Origin of the sequence: Flavobacterium sp. FlaQc-49, from assembly GCF_044005985.1 — a bacterium.
Taxonomy (GTDB): domain Bacteria; phylum Bacteroidota; class Bacteroidia; order Flavobacteriales; family Flavobacteriaceae; genus Flavobacterium; species Flavobacterium cupriresistens.
In genome coordinates, this window is the sequence record NZ_JBIPCS010000008.1 from 247,403 (window position 1) to 267,273 (window position 19,871).

The following is a 19,871-nucleotide window of genomic DNA, read 5'->3' on the forward strand; positions in this document are numbered from 1 at the left end:
AATCAGTTGTTAATAGCTTAATTAGGGTTAAGTTGTTAATTTTTAACATATTAAATAAATAAAAATGTACGGAAAAATAAAAGAACATTTGCAAAGTGAGTTGCAAACTATTGAAGAAAATGGAATTTTTAAGAAAGAACGTATAATTACTTCAGCTCAGGATGCTGAAATTACAATTTCGACAGGTGAAAAAGTTTTGAATTTTTGTGCCAACAATTATTTAGGCCTTTCTTCGCATCCAGAAGTGGTACAAGCGGCTAAAGACGCTATGGATACACATGGTTTTGGAATGTCGTCTGTTCGTTTTATTTGCGGTACGCAGGATATTCATAAAACATTGGAGAAAAAGATTGCTGATTTTTATGGTACAGAAGATACTATTTTATATGCAGCGGCTTTTGATGCAAACGGAGGTGTTTTTGAGCCGTTGTTGGGAGAAAATGATGCAATTATTTCAGATAGTTTAAACCATGCTTCTATTATAGATGGTGTTCGTTTGTGTAAAGCGGCCCGTTATCGCTATGAAAATAGTAACATGGAAGATTTAGAACAACAATTGATTAAGGCTAATGAAGCCGGAGCTCGTTTTAAACTAATTGTTACTGACGGTGTATTCTCTATGGATGGTCTTGTGGCGCCATTGGATAAAATCTGTGACTTGGCAGACAAATACGATGCTATGGTTATGGTTGATGAATGTCATGCAGCAGGATTTATCGGAGCAACCGGTAAAGGTACTCTTGAGGCAAAAGGAGTTATGGGAAGAGTTGATATTATAACCGGAACCCTTGGTAAAGCATTAGGTGGAGCAATGGGAGGTTATACGACCGCTAAGAAAGAAATTATTGAATTGCTTCGTCAACGATCAAGACCTTATTTGTTTTCAAATTCACTTGCACCGGCTATTGTTGGGGCTTCTATTAAGGTTTTTGAGTTGTTAGAAAAAGATACTTCACTAAGAGATAAGTTAGAGTGGAATACAAATTATTTTAAAGAAGGTATGAAAAATGCCGGATTTGATATTATAGATGGAGATTCAGCGATTGTGCCGGTAATGTTGTACGATGCTAAATTGTCACAGACTATGGCTAATGAACTTTTGAAAGAAGGGATTTATGTAATCGGATTCTTCTTTCCTGTTGTACCGAAAGAAAAAGCAAGGATCAGAGTGCAACTTTCGGCAGCCCATACTAAAGAGCACTTGGACAGAGCGATAAAGGCTTTTGAAGTTGTCGGAAAAATGTTAAAAGTTATATAATTACCACATTGGCCGAATTTTTGTAGGTTTTTTTTAACATTTCATTTTGTATTTAAAAAATTTGGTGTTACTTTTGCTTGTAATTAACTAAATTGTAATTAAAAAAATTAAGTATGAAACATCTTAACAAACTTTTAGTTGCTGTGATGATGGTGATGGGTTTAAGTTCTCACGCGCAAGACAGTAACAATCCATGGGCTATCTCTTTTGGAGTTAATGCCGTTGACACTAGGACTAGTGCTGGTGGAGGTAATGGTTGGATCAACCAACACTTTTCTCAGCCATTCGCTGTAAAAGACAACTGGAATATCCTTCCTTCTTTGTCTTACATCGGAGTGTCTAAATATGTTGGTAGTGGTTTCTCAGTTGGTTTACAAGGTTCTGTAAACAAAATTGACAAATACGTTACTTTTAATCCAACTGCTCCTGGACATGATTCAAGAGGTATGGTTGTAAGTAATCCTGGTGATTTGATGTATTATGGAATTGATGCTACTATTAAATATAGCTTCCAAGAATTAATCAAATCTAAAGTAATCGATCCTTCGTTAACTGTAGGTGGTGGTTATGTTTTCTTAGGAGACAGTAGCTACGGAACTGTTAACCCAGGTGCTGGTGTTACTTTCTGGTTTACTGATGCTATTGGTTTAGAGCTTGCTACTAAATACAAATGGTCAGTTTCTGGAGATAGAGAAGATGCTTCTGGTACTCCAGATGCTCCATCTCACTTCCAACATACTGCTGGTCTTATCTTCAAATTTGGAGGTAAAGATACTGACGGTGACGGAATCTATGACAAAGACGATGCTTGTCCAGATGTTGCTGGTTTAAAACAATTCAACGGATGTCCTGATACTGACGGAGACGGAATCGTTGACGCTAGTGATGCTTGTCCAGATGTTTTTGGTTTAGCTGCATTAAACGGATGTCCTGATACAGACGGAGACGGAATTGCTGATAAAGATGATGCTTGTCCAGATGTTGCTGGTTTAGCTGCTTTAAAAGGTTGTCCTGATACTGATGGAGACGGAATCGCTGATAAAGATGACAAATGTCCTACAGTTGCGGGTCCAAAAGAAAACGGTGGTTGTCCTTTCTTAGATGCTGACAAAGATGGTGTAGCAGATAAAGATGATGATTGTCCTACAGTTTACGGTCCTGCTAGTAACAGAGGATGTCCAGAAGTAACTACTGAGGCTTTAGAAGATCTTAAAGTTCAAGCTAGAGCGGTATACTTTAACTCAGGAAAAGCTACTTTCAAAACAGGAGACAAAGAAACTCCAGCTAGATTAGATGCAATTAAAGAAATCCTTAAAAACTATCCAAACGCGAAATTCAGCATTGAAGGACACACAGATAGTACAGGTTCTGCTAAAATCAATGACAAACTTTCTCAAGAAAGAGCTGACGCTGTATTAAACGCGTTAGTTGAAAGAGGAGTTAACAAAGAAAACTTAGAATCTAAAGGTTTTGGATCTTCTCAACCAGTTGCAAGTAACAAAACTGCTGCAGGAAAAGCTCAAAACAGAAGAACTGAAATTAAACACATTGGTTCTAAATACCAAGGTAAACTATAATTTACAGTTTAAAATAAATACTAAAAGCCATTCTTAATTGAATGGCTTTTTTTATTTTTATCAAATGATAAATACTTCCTTTCTCGAAAAAATAGCAACCGTTATCATTCAGGATTATTCCCATAAACTGGCAGAGACGACTATTATTTTGCCTAATAAAAGAGCAAAGGTTTTTTTAATTGAAGCCTTAAAAAACGAAACTTCCCATACAATCCTTTCTCCGGATATAATTAGTATTGAGGATTTTGTACAAGATGTTGCCACTATTCGGTCTGTTGATTCAATCGAATTGCTCTTCGAGTTCTACGAAGTGTATCTTTCTATTACAGAAAAGCAACATCAACAGTCATTCGAATTATTTGCCAACTGGGCAAAAACACTTCTTCAGGATTTTAATGAAATTGATCGTTACCTGTTGGAACCCTCTCATGTTTTGTCATATCTGAACGATATTGAAGACATTAAAAAATGGGGGATAGAAGTAGAGAACAAAACCAAACTTTTAGAAAATTATATTGATTTCTGGAAATTACTGCCGTTGTATTATGAGTCTTTGTATAATCATCTGCTCAATAAGAGTATTGGCTATCAAGGCTTGATTTACCGCGAAGCAGTCCATAATTTAAATCATTTTTCAAATACAACTGCTGGACGCAGTTTTCTTTTTGCGGGATTCAATGCTTTAAATGCGGCGGAAGAAAAAATCGTGCAACATCTTTTGGCTTTAGATCAAGCCAGAATTTATTGGGATGTAGACCAAGTCTTTCTCAATGATCCTTACCACGATGCCGGACTTTTTGTGCGCCGTTTTAAAGAAAATTGGAAACACTATAAAGCAAATCCTTTTGAGTGGATCGTTGATGATTTTTCTCAATCAAAAAACATTCAGGTTATTGGAACTCCAAAAACAATTGGTCAGGCTAAATTAACGGGAAGCATTATTGAGCGTATAATTGCAGAAAATCCAACAACATCTCTCGATAAGGTGGCTGTTGTTTTAGGCGAAGAGAACTTGTTGATCCCGGTTTTATATTCATTACCATCTTCTGTTGGTGCTTTGAATATTACGATGGGGTATTCGAGTAGAAACAATCCTTCACAAATATTGATCGCAAAATTGTTTAAAATGCATACGAATGCACTTTCCAGAAAAGGAGAGAGTTATGTTTTTTATTATAAAGATGTGCTGGATGTTTTAACGCATCCGCTAGTAGAGCCCTACGCAAATGCAGGTAGTTTAGTTAAGATTATAAAAGAGAACAATTATACTTTTATTACCCATAACAGATTGTTTGAATTGAATCCTAAGGTATCCGATCTTTTTAAATTACTATTTCAAAAGTGGGAAAACGGATCCATCGCTGTTCTCGAGAATATATCGACACTTTTGCTTGTTATAAAAAAGAATTTCAGCAATGATAATGAAGAGGAGAAGATAGCGAAAGCCTTTGTTTTTGCGATTTTTAAAGTGATCAATAAGTTGATTAGCTATTATGCTAAACACAAACATATCGATAATATTGATACGCTGTATGCGATTTATAAACAGGTAATTGATGTGGCGGAAGTCTCGTTTGAAGGAGAGCCTTTAAGAGGGTTACAAATTATGGGAGTCCTGGAAAGTCGTGTTTTGGATTTTGATACTGTAATTGTAACTTCTATGAACGAAGGTAAATTTCCTGCAGGTAAATCTCAAAATTCATTTATTCCATATGATGTTAAAAAGGAATTGGGATTGCCAACTTTTAAAGAAAAGGACGCTATTTATACCTATCACTTTTATCATTTACTGCAAAGGGCTAAAAATATCTACCTTATTTACAACACAGAGAATGATGGTTTAGATGCAGGAGAGCGCAGTCGTTTTATAACACAATTGGAAGTAGAAAAACAAGTCAAACACAATCTTACTTTTGATATCTACAATCCGGTTTTACCTGCGATGGCCAATACACCAATGGTGGTTCCGAAGTCAGAGGCCGTTTTGGAGCGATTAAAAGAGATTGCGGTGAACGGGTTTTCTCCTTCGGCTTTGACGAGTTATATTCGAAATCCGATTGAATTTTACTTTCAAAAAATTCTGAGAATCAGGGAGGTTGAGGAAGTAGAAGAAAATATTGCCTTAAATACACTTGGAACTATTATACATGAGACTCTGAAAGCTTTGTATGATCCTTTTGTCGGGCGATTAATTTCAGAAATTGACATTAAGAATTGCTTTAAATTGTTGGATGAGGAAGTATTAAAACAGTTCAAAGTAGTTTATAAGGAAGGGGAGATTAAGAAAGGACGTAACCTCTTGGCGTTTGAGGTAGCCAAACGGAATGTTTCGAATTTTCTGAAAATGGAATTGGATTTAATCTCAAATGGAGACCAAGTTCAGATTATTGCTTTAGAAAAAACATTTGAACGCCAACTACAGCATCCCGCTTTGCCATTTCCGGTTTTGATTAAAGGAAATGTAGACAGGATCGAGTTGCGTAACGGAAAAATCAGAATCATTGATTATAAGACAGGAAAAGTGGAAAAAGCCAGTGTGGTGCTGAAATCATGGAATGGATTGACACAAGAGCTTAAAAACGATAAAATCATACAGGTGTTGGCCTATGCGTTTATGTTTGAAACGGAAGTAAAAGAAATTCCGATAGAAGCAGGAATAATTTCCTTTAAAAACCTGAAGTCGGGTTTTTTACCCTTCGGTTTTAAAGAAGATAAGGAATTGACGACAACTGTTTCAAAAGAAATACTCGGCAGTTATTTAGAAGAGATTGTTGTGTTGCTGAAAGAGATTTTTGATGTGACTATTCCTTTTGAAGAGAAAATAAACTAGTTTTTTGGGACGATAAAAAGAAATAGAATTCTGTTAAAAGACTTAAGTCATTTACAAAATTGCAATACAGCTAAGTAGTTTTTCTCTTATAAAAGCGATAAAAGGCTTTTTTAGGACGCAATAGTCTCGAAAACAAGAGTTTTGTAATTGAGTTTTATGAAGTAAAATTCTATAATTTCAAGAAAATGTGTTGTTTTTACCGAATTTATTTACAGATGCTGTTTTTATAAGAATCAAATTATAAACTATAAACAAAAGTGATTCAGTAGGTTATGATTACTGGAGAAAAAGAATAACTTTGCCGAAATTTTTAAAAGAAATTTTACAAATTATACTTTTTGCCCCCACGAAAAGAAGAAAAAGGCTGTTTCGATATTTCGAAATGGTCTTTTTTTATTTCGTTCTTTTTAATTGTTAAAGAAAATGTGACAATACTATTTTTAGTTCTTCTTTATTTTCAATTGGGCTCATATGTCCGTCTTCAAAAGAAACCAATTCTGCGGTGGTGTCTTCAACTTGAGAAATAGTCTCTTCGTAATTTAAAACAGGATCTTTTTTTCCTAAAACCAGCAGAACCGGAAAAAGATTTTTTTGTAAAAGGGCTTCTCTGTCCTTTCTGATTTTCATTCCTTCCAGTGAGGCTATGATTCCTTGTAAGGGTGTTTTTAAAGCATGAAGCTTAGCGCGTTCAATTTCTATAGCGAATTTAGTCCTGTTGTTTTCACTAAACAAATTGGCGATTGCTAAACTTACAAAAGCGATGTAATTTTGTTTTACTGCTTTTATAGCACGGCTTCTGTTGGTTTTCTTTTCCGGACTGTCTTCTCGGGCAGTTGAATTTATTAATACTAGTTTTTTGATAGCAGCGGGATACAATTCGGCGAAAGCCAAGCCTACATAACCTCCCATAGAATGACCTAGTATCGTAGCTTTTTCAATTTTTAGATGAGCTAAAACTTCCTGAACAACATGTGCATTTTCTTCCATCTCGTGTATATACCCCAAACAATCGGATTGGCCATGGCCTAACAAATCAATTGTAATAACACGATACTGATCTGTAAAAAAAGAAACATAATCTTTCCACATGGTTTTATTTTCAAGAAAGCCGTGAAGGAATACAATTGCGTTTCCTTGTCCGTTATCAGTATAAGATATAGTGGTGTTTTTGTATAGAAGATTTCTCAAGACTCTGAAGATGTGAATGAGGTGCAAAATTAGAGTTTTATCGATGGACTTCAAAAAGTATTGTGTTTCATTTTTGTTAATATGCTTTAAAAGCAATAGAGGATATTTTTAACTTTTTATGTTGGTTTTGGTAATGAGGAGTAGTTTGTTTTGTAAATTTTAAGGCAAAGAAAGATTCCCTTATTTTAAATTAGTCTTAATTATGTTTGAAATTAATTTAATTTATATAATTTTGCGGTCTATTATATTTTATAAGAATGGCAGAATTTAGTGATTTGAACACCAAAATATTATTTGAAACCGAAAAAGGATACAGTTATCAATGTGATTTGACTAATAGCGTAGTCATCAACTTTGTAGATACCGTATCTCATTATAAAATTCAGGATTTTTTGATTTTTCAAAGAAAGGTCAATAACGTTGATATTCTGAACATGCTTTATGATTTGTCTGATCAGTCTGATGCGCAGTTAATAGAAACTACAAAAAGAAATTTCTCCAGAAATCTTACCATTTGCGAAATAGTGCAACTTAGAGAACTATTAAATGGAACCAAATTTACGTTGAACCTGCACTCTATGCTTTGCAGTGTTTTGACCGCTGATCTGGTCTAACGTTTACTTAGAATAAATCCATATTTATTGACGTCTAGTGTTAGTGGTTTTAATTTTTGTAATTTTACACGTATAAAAATTAAAGGTCATGAAAGATTTATTAAGAACAAGTTCTTCCTTAGTTGAAGGAATAGAGAAAATACTAAACTTACAATCAAAAATAGAGAGCGATGCTTCTAATAAATATTTAGCTATGGCAGCATGGTTGGATAGAAATGGTTTTGCGAATACAGCATCACATATGTATAAGCAAGCGGAGGAAGAAAGAGAGCATTTCCTTAAAGTTTTTAAATACATCACTGACATGGGCGGGATTGCAATCACGCCAACTGTTTCTGAAGTTCAACAAGAGTTTGCTTCTTTTAAAAATGTATTTGAAATTGCTTTGCAAAATGAAATTGCAGTTACTCAAGCGGTAAACAAAGTGATTGCAAAATGTAGAGCTGAGAACGATTATGCTACAGAAAACTTTATGATGTGGTATGTTGTAGAGCAAAGAGAAGAAGAGAAAAATGCAAGAAGAGCTTTAGAGCTTTTTGAGTTAATCAATGAAAATGACGCAGCCGGTAAATTTGAACTGGATTTGCAGATTTCAAAAATTGGATAAACTTCAATTTATAAGTTATAAAAAAGCCCTTAATGATTTAAAATGTCATTAAGGGCTTTTTGTTTTAAGCGATTAAGAGCGCTATAAATTTATATTGGTTTAATGTTTTGTGGTCAAGCCTAAAGACAGCGACGAATTAAAAATCTCGCAGAGTCGCGAAGCCGCAAAGCTAAAAAAGGTTAAACGCTCTGATTATCTGCTTTCAATGAAGGAGATTGTTAATGGAATATTTAATGGGTATTACGTTTTTTGTAGCACCCTAATATTTACAATTTTACCCTATCCTGTCATTTCGAGCGAAGTCGAGAAATCGCACTCGCAAATCGACAAAGATTGGTGCTTTTCTTTACGGAATATCTTGTGTGATTTCTCGACTTCGCTCGAAATGACAAACTGAGTGTGTATTTTGTGAATTTGGCGTTTTTTTAGACAAATTAAATTTTTACATTCAATTTTTTACTTCCCCACAACTTTAGGGTTTTATTCCTTTTGCGCATACTTTTATTTATTGAAAAATAAGTAAGCCCAAAAGGCTCGTTTAATCTTTATGTTAAAGAAAAAGTGTTTTTTGAAAACAGAAACGGCTTACATTTCTGAAAGCCGTTTGTAGTTTTTTATGATTTTAAAAAGGAATTAATTTCCAGGAAGTACTTTTCTCTGGCATCGAGCCAGCCATAATGTTTGGAATGCTCGAGTAAAATTAATTTTGAATTGGGGAATGTTTTATTTGCAATTTCTCCAATTTCATTGCTGATAATGTCTTCTTTTCCCTGAATGACTAAAACCGGATTTTTGAAATTTTTCAATTTTGCTTTGCAATCAAAATTCATTTTTTGCATGTCAGCCCATAATAATCCGTTTATTGTCGAGTTGCCTTGTGTTAATCTTTCGGCAATGATCGGGGCGTATTTCTGGTCGTAAACATAAGCGGGAGCCATTGCTCTTCCTCTTCCAATTCTTGCGGTATAAGAAGTGTCTCCTTTTTCGATTTTGTCATTCCAGTAATTCAGAGAATCTTTTTGAGCTTGATTTAATCCGGCTTCAATTAGATTAGCGGTTTTTAATAAAGTCAGATCGACACCGCCGGACGATGATAAAATTAATTTATCAATGCTGTTTGGGTAGATCGTTGCATAATAAGAAGCTAACATTCCTCCAAAAGAATGTCCGAGAATGTTCCATTTCTTGATTTTAAGGTGTTTTCTCAGCGATTCAATATCGTCGGCCATTAATAGCATCGAAATGGTCGTAGCATTCAATTTTACCAATTTCGATTTTCCGGTTCCCCTTTGATCGTAGATAATCGTTTCCTGATTTTCAGACAACGTTTTTGCCATAGCTTCAAAACCATTACTGTTCATTCCGGGGCCACCGTTAATAATCAAAAGCGGTTCGCCTTTTCCAAATGTTTTGTAATACGTTAAACTGGCGTCATTGTTCTTTGCAAAGCCTTCGGTTTGAGCGAAAGTTTTGCTAAGAAGGAGCAGAAAAGTAAATAGAAAAATCCTTTTCATTTTGCGCTTATGAGTTCATCAAACTTTCAATTTCATCCGCCTCAATTGGAATATTGCGCATTAAGTTGAAAGGTTCTCCTTTTTCCTGAACTACAACATTGTCTTCCAATCTGATTCCGAAACCTTCTGCCGGAATGTAGATTCCCGGTTCAACTGTAAAAACCATATTGGCTTTCATTGGCTCATGAAGCAAACCATAATCGTGTGTGTCCAGTCCCATGTGGTGAGAGGTTCCGTGCATAAAATATTTTTTATACGCTGGCCAGTCCGGATTTTCGTTTTGAACATCGGCTTTGTCAATCAGACCTAAACCAAGTAATTCAGAAGTCATGACTTTACCAACTTCAATATGATATTGTTTCCAAAGCGTTCCCGGAGTAAGCATTTTGGTTGCCTCATTTTTGACTCTCAAAACAGCATTATAAACTGCTTTTTGTCTGTCGGTATATTTTCCAGAAACCGGAATTGTACGTGATAAGTCACTTGAATAGTTAGCGTATTCTGCCGCGACATCCAATAAAATCAAGTCACCGGCTTTACATTGTTGGTTGTTTTCTATATAATGCAACACATTTGCATTATTGCCTGAAGCAATAATCGGCGTGTAAGCAAAACCTTTAGAACGATTACGGACAAATTCGTGAATCAATTCGGCTTCGATTTCGTATTCTGTAACATTCGGTTTTACAAACGAAAGCAATCTGCGGAAACCTAGTTCTGTAATATCGCAAGCTTGCTGAATCAAATCGATTTCTTCGCTTTCTTTTATCGAACGAATGCGTTGTAAAATCGGATTACTTTTTGCCACCTGATGTGCAGGGTATTTTTCTTTCCACCATTTTACAAAACGGGCTTCACGAGTTTCTGTTTCAACAGCTGCACGATAATGTTCGTTGGTGTTAATGTACATGGTATCGGCATACGTCATCATTTCGTTCAACACTTTATGAAAATCCTGTAACCAATAAACCGTTCTGATTCCTGAAACCTGAAAAGCACGTTCTTTGGTTAATTTTTCACCTTCCCAAATAGCGATGTGCTCACTGGTTTCTTTAAGGAAAAGGATTTCTTTTTGGTTTTCGTAAGGAGCATCCGGGAATAAAAGTAAAATACTCTCTTCCTGATCAACACCACTCAGATAAAAAATATCTCTGTGTTGTGCAAAAGGCAGTGTACTATCGGCACTAACAGGGTAAATGTCGTTGGAATTAAAAACGGCAACAGAATTAGGTTTCATTTCTGCCGTGAATTTTTTGCGATTTTTTACAAAAAGAGCGCTGTTTATTTGGTGATATTTCATAGTAGTATTGTTTTTTGTACTTCGAATTTCAAAATTACTACTTTTTGAAGAAGCAGCACAAAATTGGTTTATTAAAGTTTTCTTATTCTTTGGATTGATGATAAAGTGAAAGCTTTTTTGATGCAGATTGCAGGTGCTATTAAAACAGAGTGGTTTTTTACGATTTTTTAAATAAACCATATAAGTAATATAAGAGAATATAAGTTTTTCTTTAAATGAACTTACATCACTTATATGGTTATGAAATTTCCGTTTTTGGGCATTGTGAGAGAAAATTACGGTTTAAAATAGTTTGTCAATTGTGGTGTTTTGTATCTTGGCCCTATAAAACAAGCAGAAAATTAGTTAATTTCTGTTTGCTGTAAATTACTTTAGGAAAGATGAAAGAATTGAATCCGAAAATAAAATATCATTTAATAGTAGGTCTGCTCATAGCCTTATGGATCTTTATTTTCGCCTTTATCATAAAACCTTTTGATGATGGGACTCTAAATTTTCGATTATGGCTTTTAATAAGTTTTGGCTTTAGCTTGTTGGCCTTTTTATGTTATGCTGTTCTCGCTGTTCTTCAAAAAATAGTTTACCAGAAATCAGCAAAATGGAATATTGGATTAGAAATAGCAAGTATTATCTTTTTTTATCTGATCTATCTTATAGGTATTTTTGCCTATTATAAAAGTCCAATTTTAAACGGAGGATATAGTTTTGCTGCGTTCTTTTCAATAATATTTCTCAAAGTTGCGCTAATTCTAACTCCCGTACTTATTCTTGCCAGAAGATATCTGATTAAACTGATTCCTATAAAAGAAGATGTTTTAATTATTAAAGGAGAGAATAAGCTGGATATTCTGAAAATCAGAAAGACTGATTTGGTTTGTATTTCGAATGCCCAAAATTATGTCGAGATTTTTTATATCGAAAATGCTAAACTTCATTCCAAATTGATTCGTTCTTCACTTAAAAAAGTGCAGGAGGATTTTGCTTTTTTGATTCAAATCCATCGTTCACATTTAATAAATCCATCACATTTTAAATCCTGGAAGGATCAAAATACGATTGTACTTACGCAAATTGAACTCCCGGTTTCTAAAAATTATAAAGAAACTTTACGGGCCTTACAATTTCGTACCTAAAAAGATGCGTTTTGTACCTAAGTCAATGCTGGAGGTATGTTCAGAAGTTTTTCATTTTAGTTTTGTCTCATCAATTTTAAAACTTAATTATGAAAACAAAACACATTTGCCTACTTGGATTGCTATTTTTTCTTATCAGTTATTTTTTCTTTTCTAAGATTTTACCAAATTTTCAAGAACCAATCGATTTTCCGCATTGGTTTAATTTAATTGGAGCCTGTTTGTTGCTCTCGTTTAATGACGTGTTTCCGAAGAACAAAATAAATTCGGTTGCAACAGTTGTGACTACGTTAGGGGTTATTGCTCATGTTGGTCTTTGTACAATTGACTTTATCATGTCAAGTTTCGGGAATAACGAGTTCGCCAAAGAAGCATTAAGTCACCAGATAAGTACGACACCATTTATTCTATATCCTTTTGTGACTGTGGGGCCGTCTTTACTTTTTATTGGATTGGCTATACATGCATTGAATTTTGTTAAAACAAATAGGACGAGTTCCTTAATGGTGATTCTTGCTGCACCCACAATAGGTTTTTCGTTTTTTGTATTAAAAGATGGTGTTTGGATGTTGTTGAGTTGTGTGGTTTTTGTTTTGGGATTAACATTGCTTCTTTGTAGGAATGATAGTGTAAAAATGAGTTGAAATCTATATATTTGAATTTTTAATGGGCTTTTTAAGCTGCAAATCCATATTGCTAAATTTATGAATAAGATTCTTGTCCTACTTGTTTTGTTTATTTCGTTTAACCTCTCTGCACAAGACAATATTAAATTTGACAAGAAATTTGTGCAATGCGAGGATAAATGGGTGGCTTTTGAGGCAGATAGTACAGGTGCTTATCCTTACGGTTTTATATACATAGATGCAGATGCGGGATTAACGTTGGACTATGCGGGAACTTTTAAAATTGAGTCCGGTAATAAATTTATTTCGGAAAAAACAGAAGTGAAGAGTTCCATAAAGTATAGATTACAACCTAATAACAATATGGTAGCACTTCTTCCTGAATCAAAGTTTGCTGAGTTAAATATTGAGAAAACTCCGGATTGGCTTAAACATTATAAAGTAGGTGAGGGTTCAGTTGACCGACTTTATAAGTGGGGTTATATGTATAATGGCTGGGGAGAGTGCGAAAAAGCGCTGGACTATCTTGAGAAGGCCAAAGTAATTAATCCTGAGTATAAAGGTCTTCTGGTAGAATTGGCCTTTTCTTATAATTGTCTGAAACGATATCAGAAAGCAGTAGATGTTTTGGAGATTGCTCTAAAGAAAGAGCCGCTTGATGCTTATACGAATAAAGAGTTAGTTTATGCGGAAACTAAAAATGGTAATCTTCAAGAGGCTGAAAAGGTATGTCGTAAAGTCTTTAAAGAGTGCAAGGATAAAACTTATAACTCTGAAAATGCCTATAACGTGTTGCAAGCCTACTATTTGAAAAAAGAAATTAAAAACTTCAATAACTGGTTTCAAGAGGTAGAATCGTATTTAATGAATGACCAAAGATTTAAGCCTTTGGTTGAGAAAATGAAAAAGGAATTGGGGCAATAACAACGGTATTCTATAGCTTTAAATTGAAATTGAAAAAACATCTAAAATACTTCATTTACCTCTTTCTGGCTCTTGCTGTGATTGCTACTGACTGTGCTTTAGATTCTCAATCAAAATCTGCGGATTATTATCAATCGTCCTATGTAATTTTAAGAAAAGAACTAGCGGTTAGAAATCTTCGATTATACAAATTTGGCCAACTAAAATCAATTGGAAAAATTTCGTTTCCAATACTTTTAAATTTTGTTCCAATTAAAGAAGCATCTGGTTTTCAAACTCGGGTTCTTTTAAGATTATGTACACATCTTCATCAAAACATAAATTCATTTATAAAACAGTCCATTTTTGTAAATGAAATAAATACTTCAAGACATTTCGATACAAGTTTATACAGCGCTTAAGATTTTTTAAGCATTTATGCTACTCAGAGCATAAGATGATATCATAATGTCTAATCATTTATCATTTACAAAATGTATAAACAAAATAAAACACGTTTAGAGCAATCTAAGCAACTACTTCATTGGATAAAACGAAAACTCCTTTTAGTAATGACCGCCTTCATGTTAGGAATGGCAAACGGGATGCACACAGAGGATACAAGAATTAAAGGCAATCAAAATTATACGGAACAGCATAAAAAAGACTAAGAATTTTGGATGATTTGTCATTTCGAGCGAAGTCGAGAAATCACACACGTTGATCCGTTTCTATTTTTCGCGATTTTGTCACACTGAGAAACGAAGTATCTTCACAAGTAATTCCGTAAAGGGAAGTTCAGCGGTATGGATTCAGCAAACGTAAATCCTTCGTTCCTCAGGATGACAAACTGTACGGAGTTTTTTGTATGACTTCTCGACTTCGCTCGAAATGGCAAAACAGGCGAATTGCGTCGATTAACGCAAGCAAGATATAGACGGACAATAGAATAGTAGCATAAAAAAACCGAAGCGTTAAAACTTCGGTTTTTTATAAGCCACAAATTGGAATTTGGAATTTAAAAATATTGGAATTTTTAGTTCTCCCACTTATAATAACGAGCCCCAATCAAATTAGGGATTTCTTTTTCGATTCGATCCAGAACCCATTCTTGTTTGGGTGTTCTGATGCTTACTTTTTGTTCTTTTTTGTGAAGTCTCTCGTAAGTTTCAAAATCAATTTCTACACTTTTAGTTAAGTTTTCAAAAAGTTTGGTTTGACTTAAAGTCGATTGCCATTCGGGTTGAATGGTTCCTTCAAAAACTTTAGATTTTGATCCGCTTCCGTAGGCTAAGAATCCGAATTTAGTTCCGGAAATATCTTTTTTAGTATCATAAAAATGAGCCAAAGTCGATAGTAATCCCATGAAAATAGAGCCTGTGTAAAGATTTCCGATTAGAGAAGAAGCCAATTCGGCAGGCTGCAATTTTTCGGTTACAAATTTTCGGTAGTCCGCTGATTTTCCAACTTCTTTAATTTTGTTTTGATAATCTGCAGGCTGGATATCGTCAGCTATAATTTTTTCGGTACTATCCAAAGCATAAATTTCAGATAACATTCGGCGTCCCTGAAAAGAATAAGGCAAGTGCATGATGATACTGTGCCAGGTATTGTATAAAGTTTCGGTAGTGTTTTTTAATTTTTTGAATGAAAAGTAGGCAGTACGCGTACGATCCATATAACATTGATTTGAATATTGACCGTCAAAAACCGGTTGGTCTTTATGGATTTCGATTTCGGCTTCTAAATTATCAAACCAAGGGTCGTTGTTTTCGTTCTGTGCAATTGTTTCTTTCGAAATGCTTCGGTATGGCTTGAAAAAGTCAAAAACGCCTTTTGTACTTGTGGCCCAATTTTCATCAAAAGCAATAATTCTTGGGTTTGAAGTTACCAACATGGCCAAAGCTCCGGCGCCTTGTGTGTATTCTCCGGTGGAGTTTAAATCGTATTTGGCAAAATCGGTCGTAACTACAATTGCTTTTTTGGTTGGGTTTAGTTTTACAAAGTCCATACAGTTTTGTAACGCATCAACACCACCAATACAGGCAAACGTAAAATCGACAACATCGCATTCGGCTAAAGAATCTTCACCAAACTTTTGTTCCATTAAAGCGATCAGAAAAGAACTGATCGGTTTTGAACTATCGATAGCACTTTCGGTTCCGACATAAATCCGGCTGATCTCGTTTAGGTTTATTTGATTTTCGGTAATTAGTTTGGTTAAAGCATTGGCTCCAAAAACTACTGCATCCTGGTGTGCATCCGGTAAAGTCATTTTGATTAACCCAAGTCCTTTTTCTAATTTTTCGGGTTCTATATTTCTGGCGGTTGCCAAAGTTTTGATAGGTAAATGTATGTTGGCTACATCAAAAGAAATAGCGTCAATTCCTGTTTTCATTCTCATTTTTTTTGAAGCGGATAAAGGTAAAATTATGCTCTTAGAATTCTGTTGTTTTAAAGCAATAAAATTAGCGCCTCCTATATTTTTGAGGAAAACAAGTCAAAAAGTACTAAAAAATAGCAATTTGATAATTATATAAAATGCAGGTTTTGGAGAAAATGGCCGCGTAATGAGACTTATTTTGTTGTTTTATAAGAATTTGAATAATTGACGGAGAGGCTTTTTAAAATGATTATAAATAAGAGCGAAATGGTTGTAGTTCACTTGTATTTACTTTATTTTTGTATAATTTTTTAAAACAAACTACTTAAACTCTTATGGCACAATCTGCACTATTGAATGCTTCCATCTTAAAGAAAGTGGCTATGGCTCTTTCGGGAATATTCTTAATCACGTTTTTAGCGCTGCATGTTTCCTTAAATTTTATTTCTATTATTAGTGAAGACGTTTTTAACGAAGCTTCTCACTTTATGGGATACAATCCGCTGATACAATATGTAATGCAACCTGTTTTGGCAGTTGGTGTAATTTTCCACTTTGTAATGGGATTTATATTGACAGCACAAAATAGCGCAGCAAGACCAATTGCATACGCAAAATACAATGGAGCGGCTAATGCTTCTTGGACTTCAAGAAATATGATTATTTCTGGACTGGTTATTTTAGCATTCTTAGGATTGCACTTTTATGATTTCTGGTTTCCTGAAGTTTCTTATAAGTATATAGCAGGAACTGCACCGGATGCTACAAGATATTATGGTGAGTTAGTTCACAAATTTCACGATCCAATTCGTACAGGAATTTACTGTGTGTCTTTCGTTCTTTTAGGGTTCCACCTTTGGCACGGATTCAGTTCATCTCTTCAATCAGTAGGGATGCACAATAAATATTCCAGATTCTTAAGTAAAATCGGTTATGGATTTGCGGTTGTAGTACCGGCACTTTTCGTGATAATCGCTTTAGTTCATCATTTCAATAATTAATATCAATTATAATGGCATTAGATTCAAAAATCCCAAAAGGTCCAATCTCGGACAAATGGACAGATTATAAAGATCACATTAATTTAGTAAACCCTGCTAATAAACGTAATTTAGATATTATTATCGTTGGAACAGGTTTAGCTGGAGGTTCTGCTGCGGCTACTTTGGCTGAATTAGGATATAACGTAAAAGCATTTTGTTTTCAGGATTCACCAAGACGTGCGCACTCTATTGCTGCACAAGGTGGTATCAATGCAGCAAAAAATTATAAAGGTGACGGTGACTCGGTTTACAGATTGTTTTACGATACTGTAAAAGGAGGAGATTACCGTGCACGTGAGGCAAACGTTCACCGTTTGGCTGAAGTTTCGGCTAATATTATTGACCAGTGTGTGGCTCAAGGGGTGCCATTGGCTCGTGAATATGGCGGATTATTAGATAACCGTTCTTTTGGAGGAACTTTGGTTTCTCGTACTTTTTACGCACAAGGACAAACCGGACAACAATTATTGTTAGGAGCTTATTCTGCAATGAACCGTCAGATTGGTCGTGGAAAAGTAAAAATGTACAACCGTCACGAGATGTTAGACATCGTAATCGTTGATGGAAAAGCAAGAGGTATTATCGCTCGTAATTTGGTTACAGGAGAAATAGAAAGACATTCTGCTCATGCTGTAGTTATTGGTTCAGGAGGATATGGAAACGTATTTTTCTTGTCAACAAATGCTATGGGAAGTAATGCAACAGCAGCTTGGAAAATACATAAAAAAGGAGCGTTTTTCGCGAATCCTTGTTATACACAAATTCACCCAACTTGTATTCCGGTTTCAGGAGATCATCAGTCAAAATTGACTTTGATGTCTGAGTCGTTACGTAATGACGGTCGTATTTGGGTTCCTGCAAAACAAGAAGATGCAAAAGCAATTCGTGAAGGAAAGAAAAAAGCAACTGATTTATCTGAAAGCGAAAGAGATTATTTCTTAGAAAGAAGATATCCTGCTTTTGGTAACTTGGTACCACGTGACGTTGCGTCTCGTGCTGCAAAAGAAAGATGTGATGCCGGTTTTGGTGTTAACAAAACAGGTGAAGCAGTTTACCTTGATTTTGCTGCAGCTATCGAACGTTATGGAAAAGAGGCAGCTTACGTAAAAGGTTTAGATGCTAATGATACGGCAGTGGTTACTAAATTAGGAACTGATATCGTAAAAAGTAAATACGGAAACTTATTCCAAATGTACTTGAAAATCGTTGATGAGAATCCTTATGTAACGCCAATGATGATTTACCCTGCGGTTCACTACACTATGGGTGGAACTTGGGTTGATTATAACTTAATGACAACGATTCCTGGATGTTTCTCAATCGGAGAGTCTAACTTCTCAGATCACGGAGCAAACAGACTTGGAGCTTCTGCCTTGATGCAAGGTTTAGCAGATGGTTATTTTGTATTGCCTTATACTATTGGAGATTATTTAGCTCCGGATATTAAAATGGGTGAAATTTCTACAGATTTACCTGAATTCGTAGAAGCAGAGAAAAGTGTAAAAGATCAAATCGACAGATTTATCAATAATAAAGGAACTCATTCTGTAGATTATTTCCATAAGAAATTAGGAAAAATCATGTGGGATAAAGTAGGTATGGCTCGTAATGCTAAAGGTTTGACTGAGGCGATCGAAGAAATTGCTGCTTTACGTGAAGAGTTTTATAAAGACGTAAAAGTACCTGGAAGTGCTAATGAATTTAATCAGGAGTTAGAAAAAGCAACTCGTGTTGCCGATTTCCTTGAGCTAGGAGAATTGTTCGCAAAAGATGCTTTACACCGTAATGAATCTTGTGGAGGTCACTTCCGCGAAGAATATCAAACAGAAGAAGGAGAAGCGCTTCGTGATGATGAGAATTTTGCATACGTTGCAGCTTGGGAATACAAAGGAAAACCAAGTGATGCCGTATTACACAAAGAAGCTCTGGTTTATGAAAACATCAAATTAGTACAACGTAGTTATAAATAGTATTTCGCAAAGTCGTTATACTTAATACTGATACAAAATGAAACTTACACTAAAAATATGGCGTCAGAAAAACGCCCAAGATAAAGGAGCAATCGTTGATTACCCAATTGACGGAATTGAACCAGATATGTCTTTTCTTGAAATGCTTGATGTTCTTAATGAACAATTAATCAATAAAGGAGAAGAGCCAGTAGCATTTGACCACGATTGTCGTGAAGGAATCTGCGGAATGTGTTCTTTGTTTATTAACGGAGAAGCGCACGGACCAGACAGAGGAGTTACAACTTGTCAGTTACACATGCGTATGTTTAAAGATGGTGATACGATTTTTATCGAGCCATTTAGAGCTAAAGCATTCCCTGTAATTAAAGATTTAGTTGTGGACAGAAGTTCTTTTGACAGAATCCAACATGCGGGAGGATTTATCTCGGTAAATACTTCAGGAAATACAATTGATGCCAATACTATTCCGATTAACAAAGACGATGCAGACAAATCTTTTGATGCTGCTGCTTGTATTGGTTGTGGAGCTTGTGTGGCTACTTGTAAAAACTCATCAGCAATGTTGTTCGTTTCTGCAAAAGTATCTCAATATGCTTTATTGCCACAAGGTCAGGTAGAGGCGGTTGATCGTGTTTTAAACATGGTTCACCAAATGGATGCTGAAGGTTTTGGTAACTGTACCAACACCGGAGCTTGTGAAGTAGAATGTCCAAAAGGAATTTCTCTTGAAAATATTGCACGCATGAACCGTGAGTATTTAGCAGCAAGTTTAAAAGGATAATAAAATAGCATTTATGACTAGTCCTAAATAATCGATACAGATTATTAGATAAAAATATTTTAATTAAACACCTGCAAAAACGTTTTTGCAGGTGTTTTTTGTTTTATAAGTTCTCATTTCAACTTTACTTTGTTCGTGCAT

Annotated in this window: 17 protein-coding genes; 13 read left to right on the top strand and 4 right to left on the bottom strand. The window is 35.0% G+C overall.

What is annotated here, in order from left to right:
• Nucleotides 1-64: 64 nt before the first annotated feature.
• The 3 genes from kbl (at nt 65) to ACHRV3_RS17385 (ending at nt 5,665) form a co-directional block, all read left to right on the top strand.
• Nucleotides 65-1,258 carry a glycine C-acetyltransferase gene (gene kbl, locus ACHRV3_RS17375; RefSeq protein ID WP_047776731.1) on the top strand — a complete coding sequence of 398 codons (1,194 nt, stop codon included), beginning with the start codon at nt 65-67 and terminating at the stop codon, nt 1,256-1,258.
• 113 nt (nt 1,259-1,371) lie between these two features.
• The gene (locus tag ACHRV3_RS17380) at nt 1,372-2,835 is read left to right on the top strand and encodes an OmpA family protein (protein ID WP_395435395.1); all 1,464 of its coding nucleotides are present in this window, start codon (nt 1,372-1,374) and stop codon (nt 2,833-2,835) included.
• A 64-nt stretch (nt 2,836-2,899) separates the two neighbouring features.
• Entirely contained in the window at nt 2,900-5,665 is a 2,766-nt protein-coding gene (locus ACHRV3_RS17385) for a PD-(D/E)XK nuclease family protein (RefSeq protein ID WP_395435394.1), read from the top strand.
• Between the two features lie 414 nt (nt 5,666-6,079).
• On the opposite strand, the gene ACHRV3_RS17390 is transcribed toward ACHRV3_RS17385, so the two are convergent.
• Complete coding sequence (locus ACHRV3_RS17390; protein WP_395435393.1) at nt 6,080-6,853, bottom strand: alpha/beta fold hydrolase; 774 nt, start codon at nt 6,851-6,853, stop codon at nt 6,080-6,082.
• Nucleotides 6,854-7,110: 257 nt separating this feature from the next.
• Between ACHRV3_RS17390 and ACHRV3_RS17395 the strand changes: the two genes are divergently transcribed.
• Together ACHRV3_RS17395 and ACHRV3_RS17400 are read left to right on the top strand one after the other, a co-directional pair.
• A complete protein-coding gene (locus ACHRV3_RS17395; RefSeq protein WP_047776739.1) occupies nt 7,111-7,467 on the top strand; it encodes a hypothetical protein in 357 nt (118 codons plus the stop codon).
• An 88-nt stretch (nt 7,468-7,555) separates the two neighbouring features.
• Nucleotides 7,556-8,074, top strand: a complete 519-nt coding sequence (locus ACHRV3_RS17400; RefSeq protein ID WP_047776742.1) for a ferritin — start codon at nt 7,556-7,558, stop codon at nt 8,072-8,074.
• A 614-nt stretch (nt 8,075-8,688) separates the two neighbouring features.
• Here ACHRV3_RS17400 and ACHRV3_RS17405 read toward each other — a convergent pair.
• Together ACHRV3_RS17405 and ACHRV3_RS17410 are read right to left on the bottom strand one after the other, a co-directional pair.
• Nucleotides 8,689-9,588 (bottom strand): alpha/beta fold hydrolase, encoded by a 900-nt coding sequence (locus tag ACHRV3_RS17405; RefSeq protein ID WP_395435392.1) that lies wholly within the window; start codon nt 9,586-9,588, stop codon nt 8,689-8,691.
• A 7-nt stretch (nt 9,589-9,595) separates the two neighbouring features.
• Nucleotides 9,596-10,888, bottom strand: coding sequence for an aminopeptidase P family protein (locus ACHRV3_RS17410; RefSeq protein WP_395426429.1), 1,293 nt, complete (start codon nt 10,886-10,888; stop codon nt 9,596-9,598).
• Nucleotides 10,889-11,268: 380 nt separating this feature from the next.
• Here ACHRV3_RS17410 and ACHRV3_RS17415 point away from each other — a divergent pair, with 380 nt between their 5' ends.
• From ACHRV3_RS17415 to ACHRV3_RS17435, 5 genes are all read left to right on the top strand, one after another.
• Nucleotides 11,269-12,021 carry a LytTR family DNA-binding domain-containing protein gene (locus ACHRV3_RS17415; protein WP_395435391.1) on the top strand — a complete coding sequence of 251 codons (753 nt, stop codon included), beginning with the start codon at nt 11,269-11,271 and terminating at the stop codon, nt 12,019-12,021.
• 89 nt (nt 12,022-12,110) lie between these two features.
• The gene (locus ACHRV3_RS17420) at nt 12,111-12,665 is read left to right on the top strand and encodes a hypothetical protein (RefSeq protein WP_395435390.1); all 555 of its coding nucleotides are present in this window, start codon (nt 12,111-12,113) and stop codon (nt 12,663-12,665) included.
• Between the two features lie 60 nt (nt 12,666-12,725).
• Nucleotides 12,726-13,571, top strand: a complete 846-nt coding sequence (locus ACHRV3_RS17425; RefSeq protein ID WP_395435389.1) for a tetratricopeptide repeat protein — start codon at nt 12,726-12,728, stop codon at nt 13,569-13,571.
• 29 nt (nt 13,572-13,600) lie between these two features.
• On the top strand, nt 13,601-13,972 hold the full coding sequence (locus ACHRV3_RS17430) for a hypothetical protein (RefSeq protein ID WP_395442782.1): 372 nt from the start codon (nt 13,601-13,603) through the stop codon (nt 13,970-13,972).
• Nucleotides 13,973-14,044: 72 nt separating this feature from the next.
• The gene (locus ACHRV3_RS17435; protein WP_395435388.1) at nt 14,045-14,221 is read left to right on the top strand and encodes a hypothetical protein; all 177 of its coding nucleotides are present in this window, start codon (nt 14,045-14,047) and stop codon (nt 14,219-14,221) included.
• Between the two features lie 365 nt (nt 14,222-14,586).
• On the opposite strand, the gene ACHRV3_RS17440 is transcribed toward ACHRV3_RS17435, so the two are convergent.
• Nucleotides 14,587-15,948 (bottom strand): hydroxymethylglutaryl-CoA synthase family protein, encoded by a 1,362-nt coding sequence (locus tag ACHRV3_RS17440; protein ID WP_395435387.1) that lies wholly within the window; start codon nt 15,946-15,948, stop codon nt 14,587-14,589.
• A gap of 320 nt (nt 15,949-16,268) precedes the next feature.
• On the opposite strand from ACHRV3_RS17440, the gene ACHRV3_RS17445 reads away from it, so the two are divergent.
• From ACHRV3_RS17445 to ACHRV3_RS17455, 3 genes are read left to right on the top strand one after another with little or no spacing between them, the layout of a single operon-like run.
• Nucleotides 16,269-16,934 (top strand): succinate dehydrogenase cytochrome b subunit, encoded by a 666-nt coding sequence (locus ACHRV3_RS17445; RefSeq protein WP_047776755.1) that lies wholly within the window; start codon nt 16,269-16,271, stop codon nt 16,932-16,934.
• 11 nt (nt 16,935-16,945) lie between these two features.
• Nucleotides 16,946-18,946 (top strand): fumarate reductase/succinate dehydrogenase flavoprotein subunit, encoded by a 2,001-nt coding sequence (locus ACHRV3_RS17450; RefSeq protein ID WP_047776758.1) that lies wholly within the window; start codon nt 16,946-16,948, stop codon nt 18,944-18,946.
• A 37-nt stretch (nt 18,947-18,983) separates the two neighbouring features.
• Nucleotides 18,984-19,730 (top strand): succinate dehydrogenase/fumarate reductase iron-sulfur subunit, encoded by a 747-nt coding sequence (locus tag ACHRV3_RS17455; protein ID WP_047776761.1) that lies wholly within the window; start codon nt 18,984-18,986, stop codon nt 19,728-19,730.
• The last annotated feature ends 141 nt before the right edge of the window (nt 19,731-19,871 follow it).

Coding starts and splice junctions, on each gene's coding strand:
- ACHRV3_RS17445 (WP_047776755.1), top strand. CDS start 16,269: ATGGCACAATCTGCACTATTGAATGCTTCCATCTTAAAGAAAGTGGCT.
- ACHRV3_RS17400 (WP_047776742.1), top strand. CDS start 7,556: ATGAAAGATTTATTAAGAACAAGTTCTTCCTTAGTTGAAGGAATAGAG.
- ACHRV3_RS17425 (WP_395435389.1), top strand. CDS start 12,726: ATGAATAAGATTCTTGTCCTACTTGTTTTGTTTATTTCGTTTAACCTC.
- ACHRV3_RS17440 (WP_395435387.1), bottom strand. CDS start 15,948: ATGAAAACAGGAATTGACGCTATTTCTTTTGATGTAGCCAACATACAT.
- ACHRV3_RS17420 (WP_395435390.1), top strand. CDS start 12,111: ATGAAAACAAAACACATTTGCCTACTTGGATTGCTATTTTTTCTTATC.
- ACHRV3_RS17435 (WP_395435388.1), top strand. CDS start 14,045: ATGTATAAACAAAATAAAACACGTTTAGAGCAATCTAAGCAACTACTT.
- ACHRV3_RS17395 (WP_047776739.1), top strand. CDS start 7,111: ATGGCAGAATTTAGTGATTTGAACACCAAAATATTATTTGAAACCGAA.
- ACHRV3_RS17450 (WP_047776758.1), top strand. CDS start 16,946: ATGGCATTAGATTCAAAAATCCCAAAAGGTCCAATCTCGGACAAATGG.
- ACHRV3_RS17410 (WP_395426429.1), bottom strand. CDS start 10,888: ATGAAATATCACCAAATAAACAGCGCTCTTTTTGTAAAAAATCGCAAA.
- ACHRV3_RS17455 (WP_047776761.1), top strand. CDS start 18,984: ATGAAACTTACACTAAAAATATGGCGTCAGAAAAACGCCCAAGATAAA.
- ACHRV3_RS17385 (WP_395435394.1), top strand. CDS start 2,900: ATGATAAATACTTCCTTTCTCGAAAAAATAGCAACCGTTATCATTCAG.
- ACHRV3_RS17405 (WP_395435392.1), bottom strand. CDS start 9,588: ATGAAAAGGATTTTTCTATTTACTTTTCTGCTCCTTCTTAGCAAAACT.
- ACHRV3_RS17415 (WP_395435391.1), top strand. CDS start 11,269: ATGAAAGAATTGAATCCGAAAATAAAATATCATTTAATAGTAGGTCTG.
- kbl (WP_047776731.1), top strand. CDS start 65: ATGTACGGAAAAATAAAAGAACATTTGCAAAGTGAGTTGCAAACTATT.
- ACHRV3_RS17380 (WP_395435395.1), top strand. CDS start 1,372: ATGAAACATCTTAACAAACTTTTAGTTGCTGTGATGATGGTGATGGGT.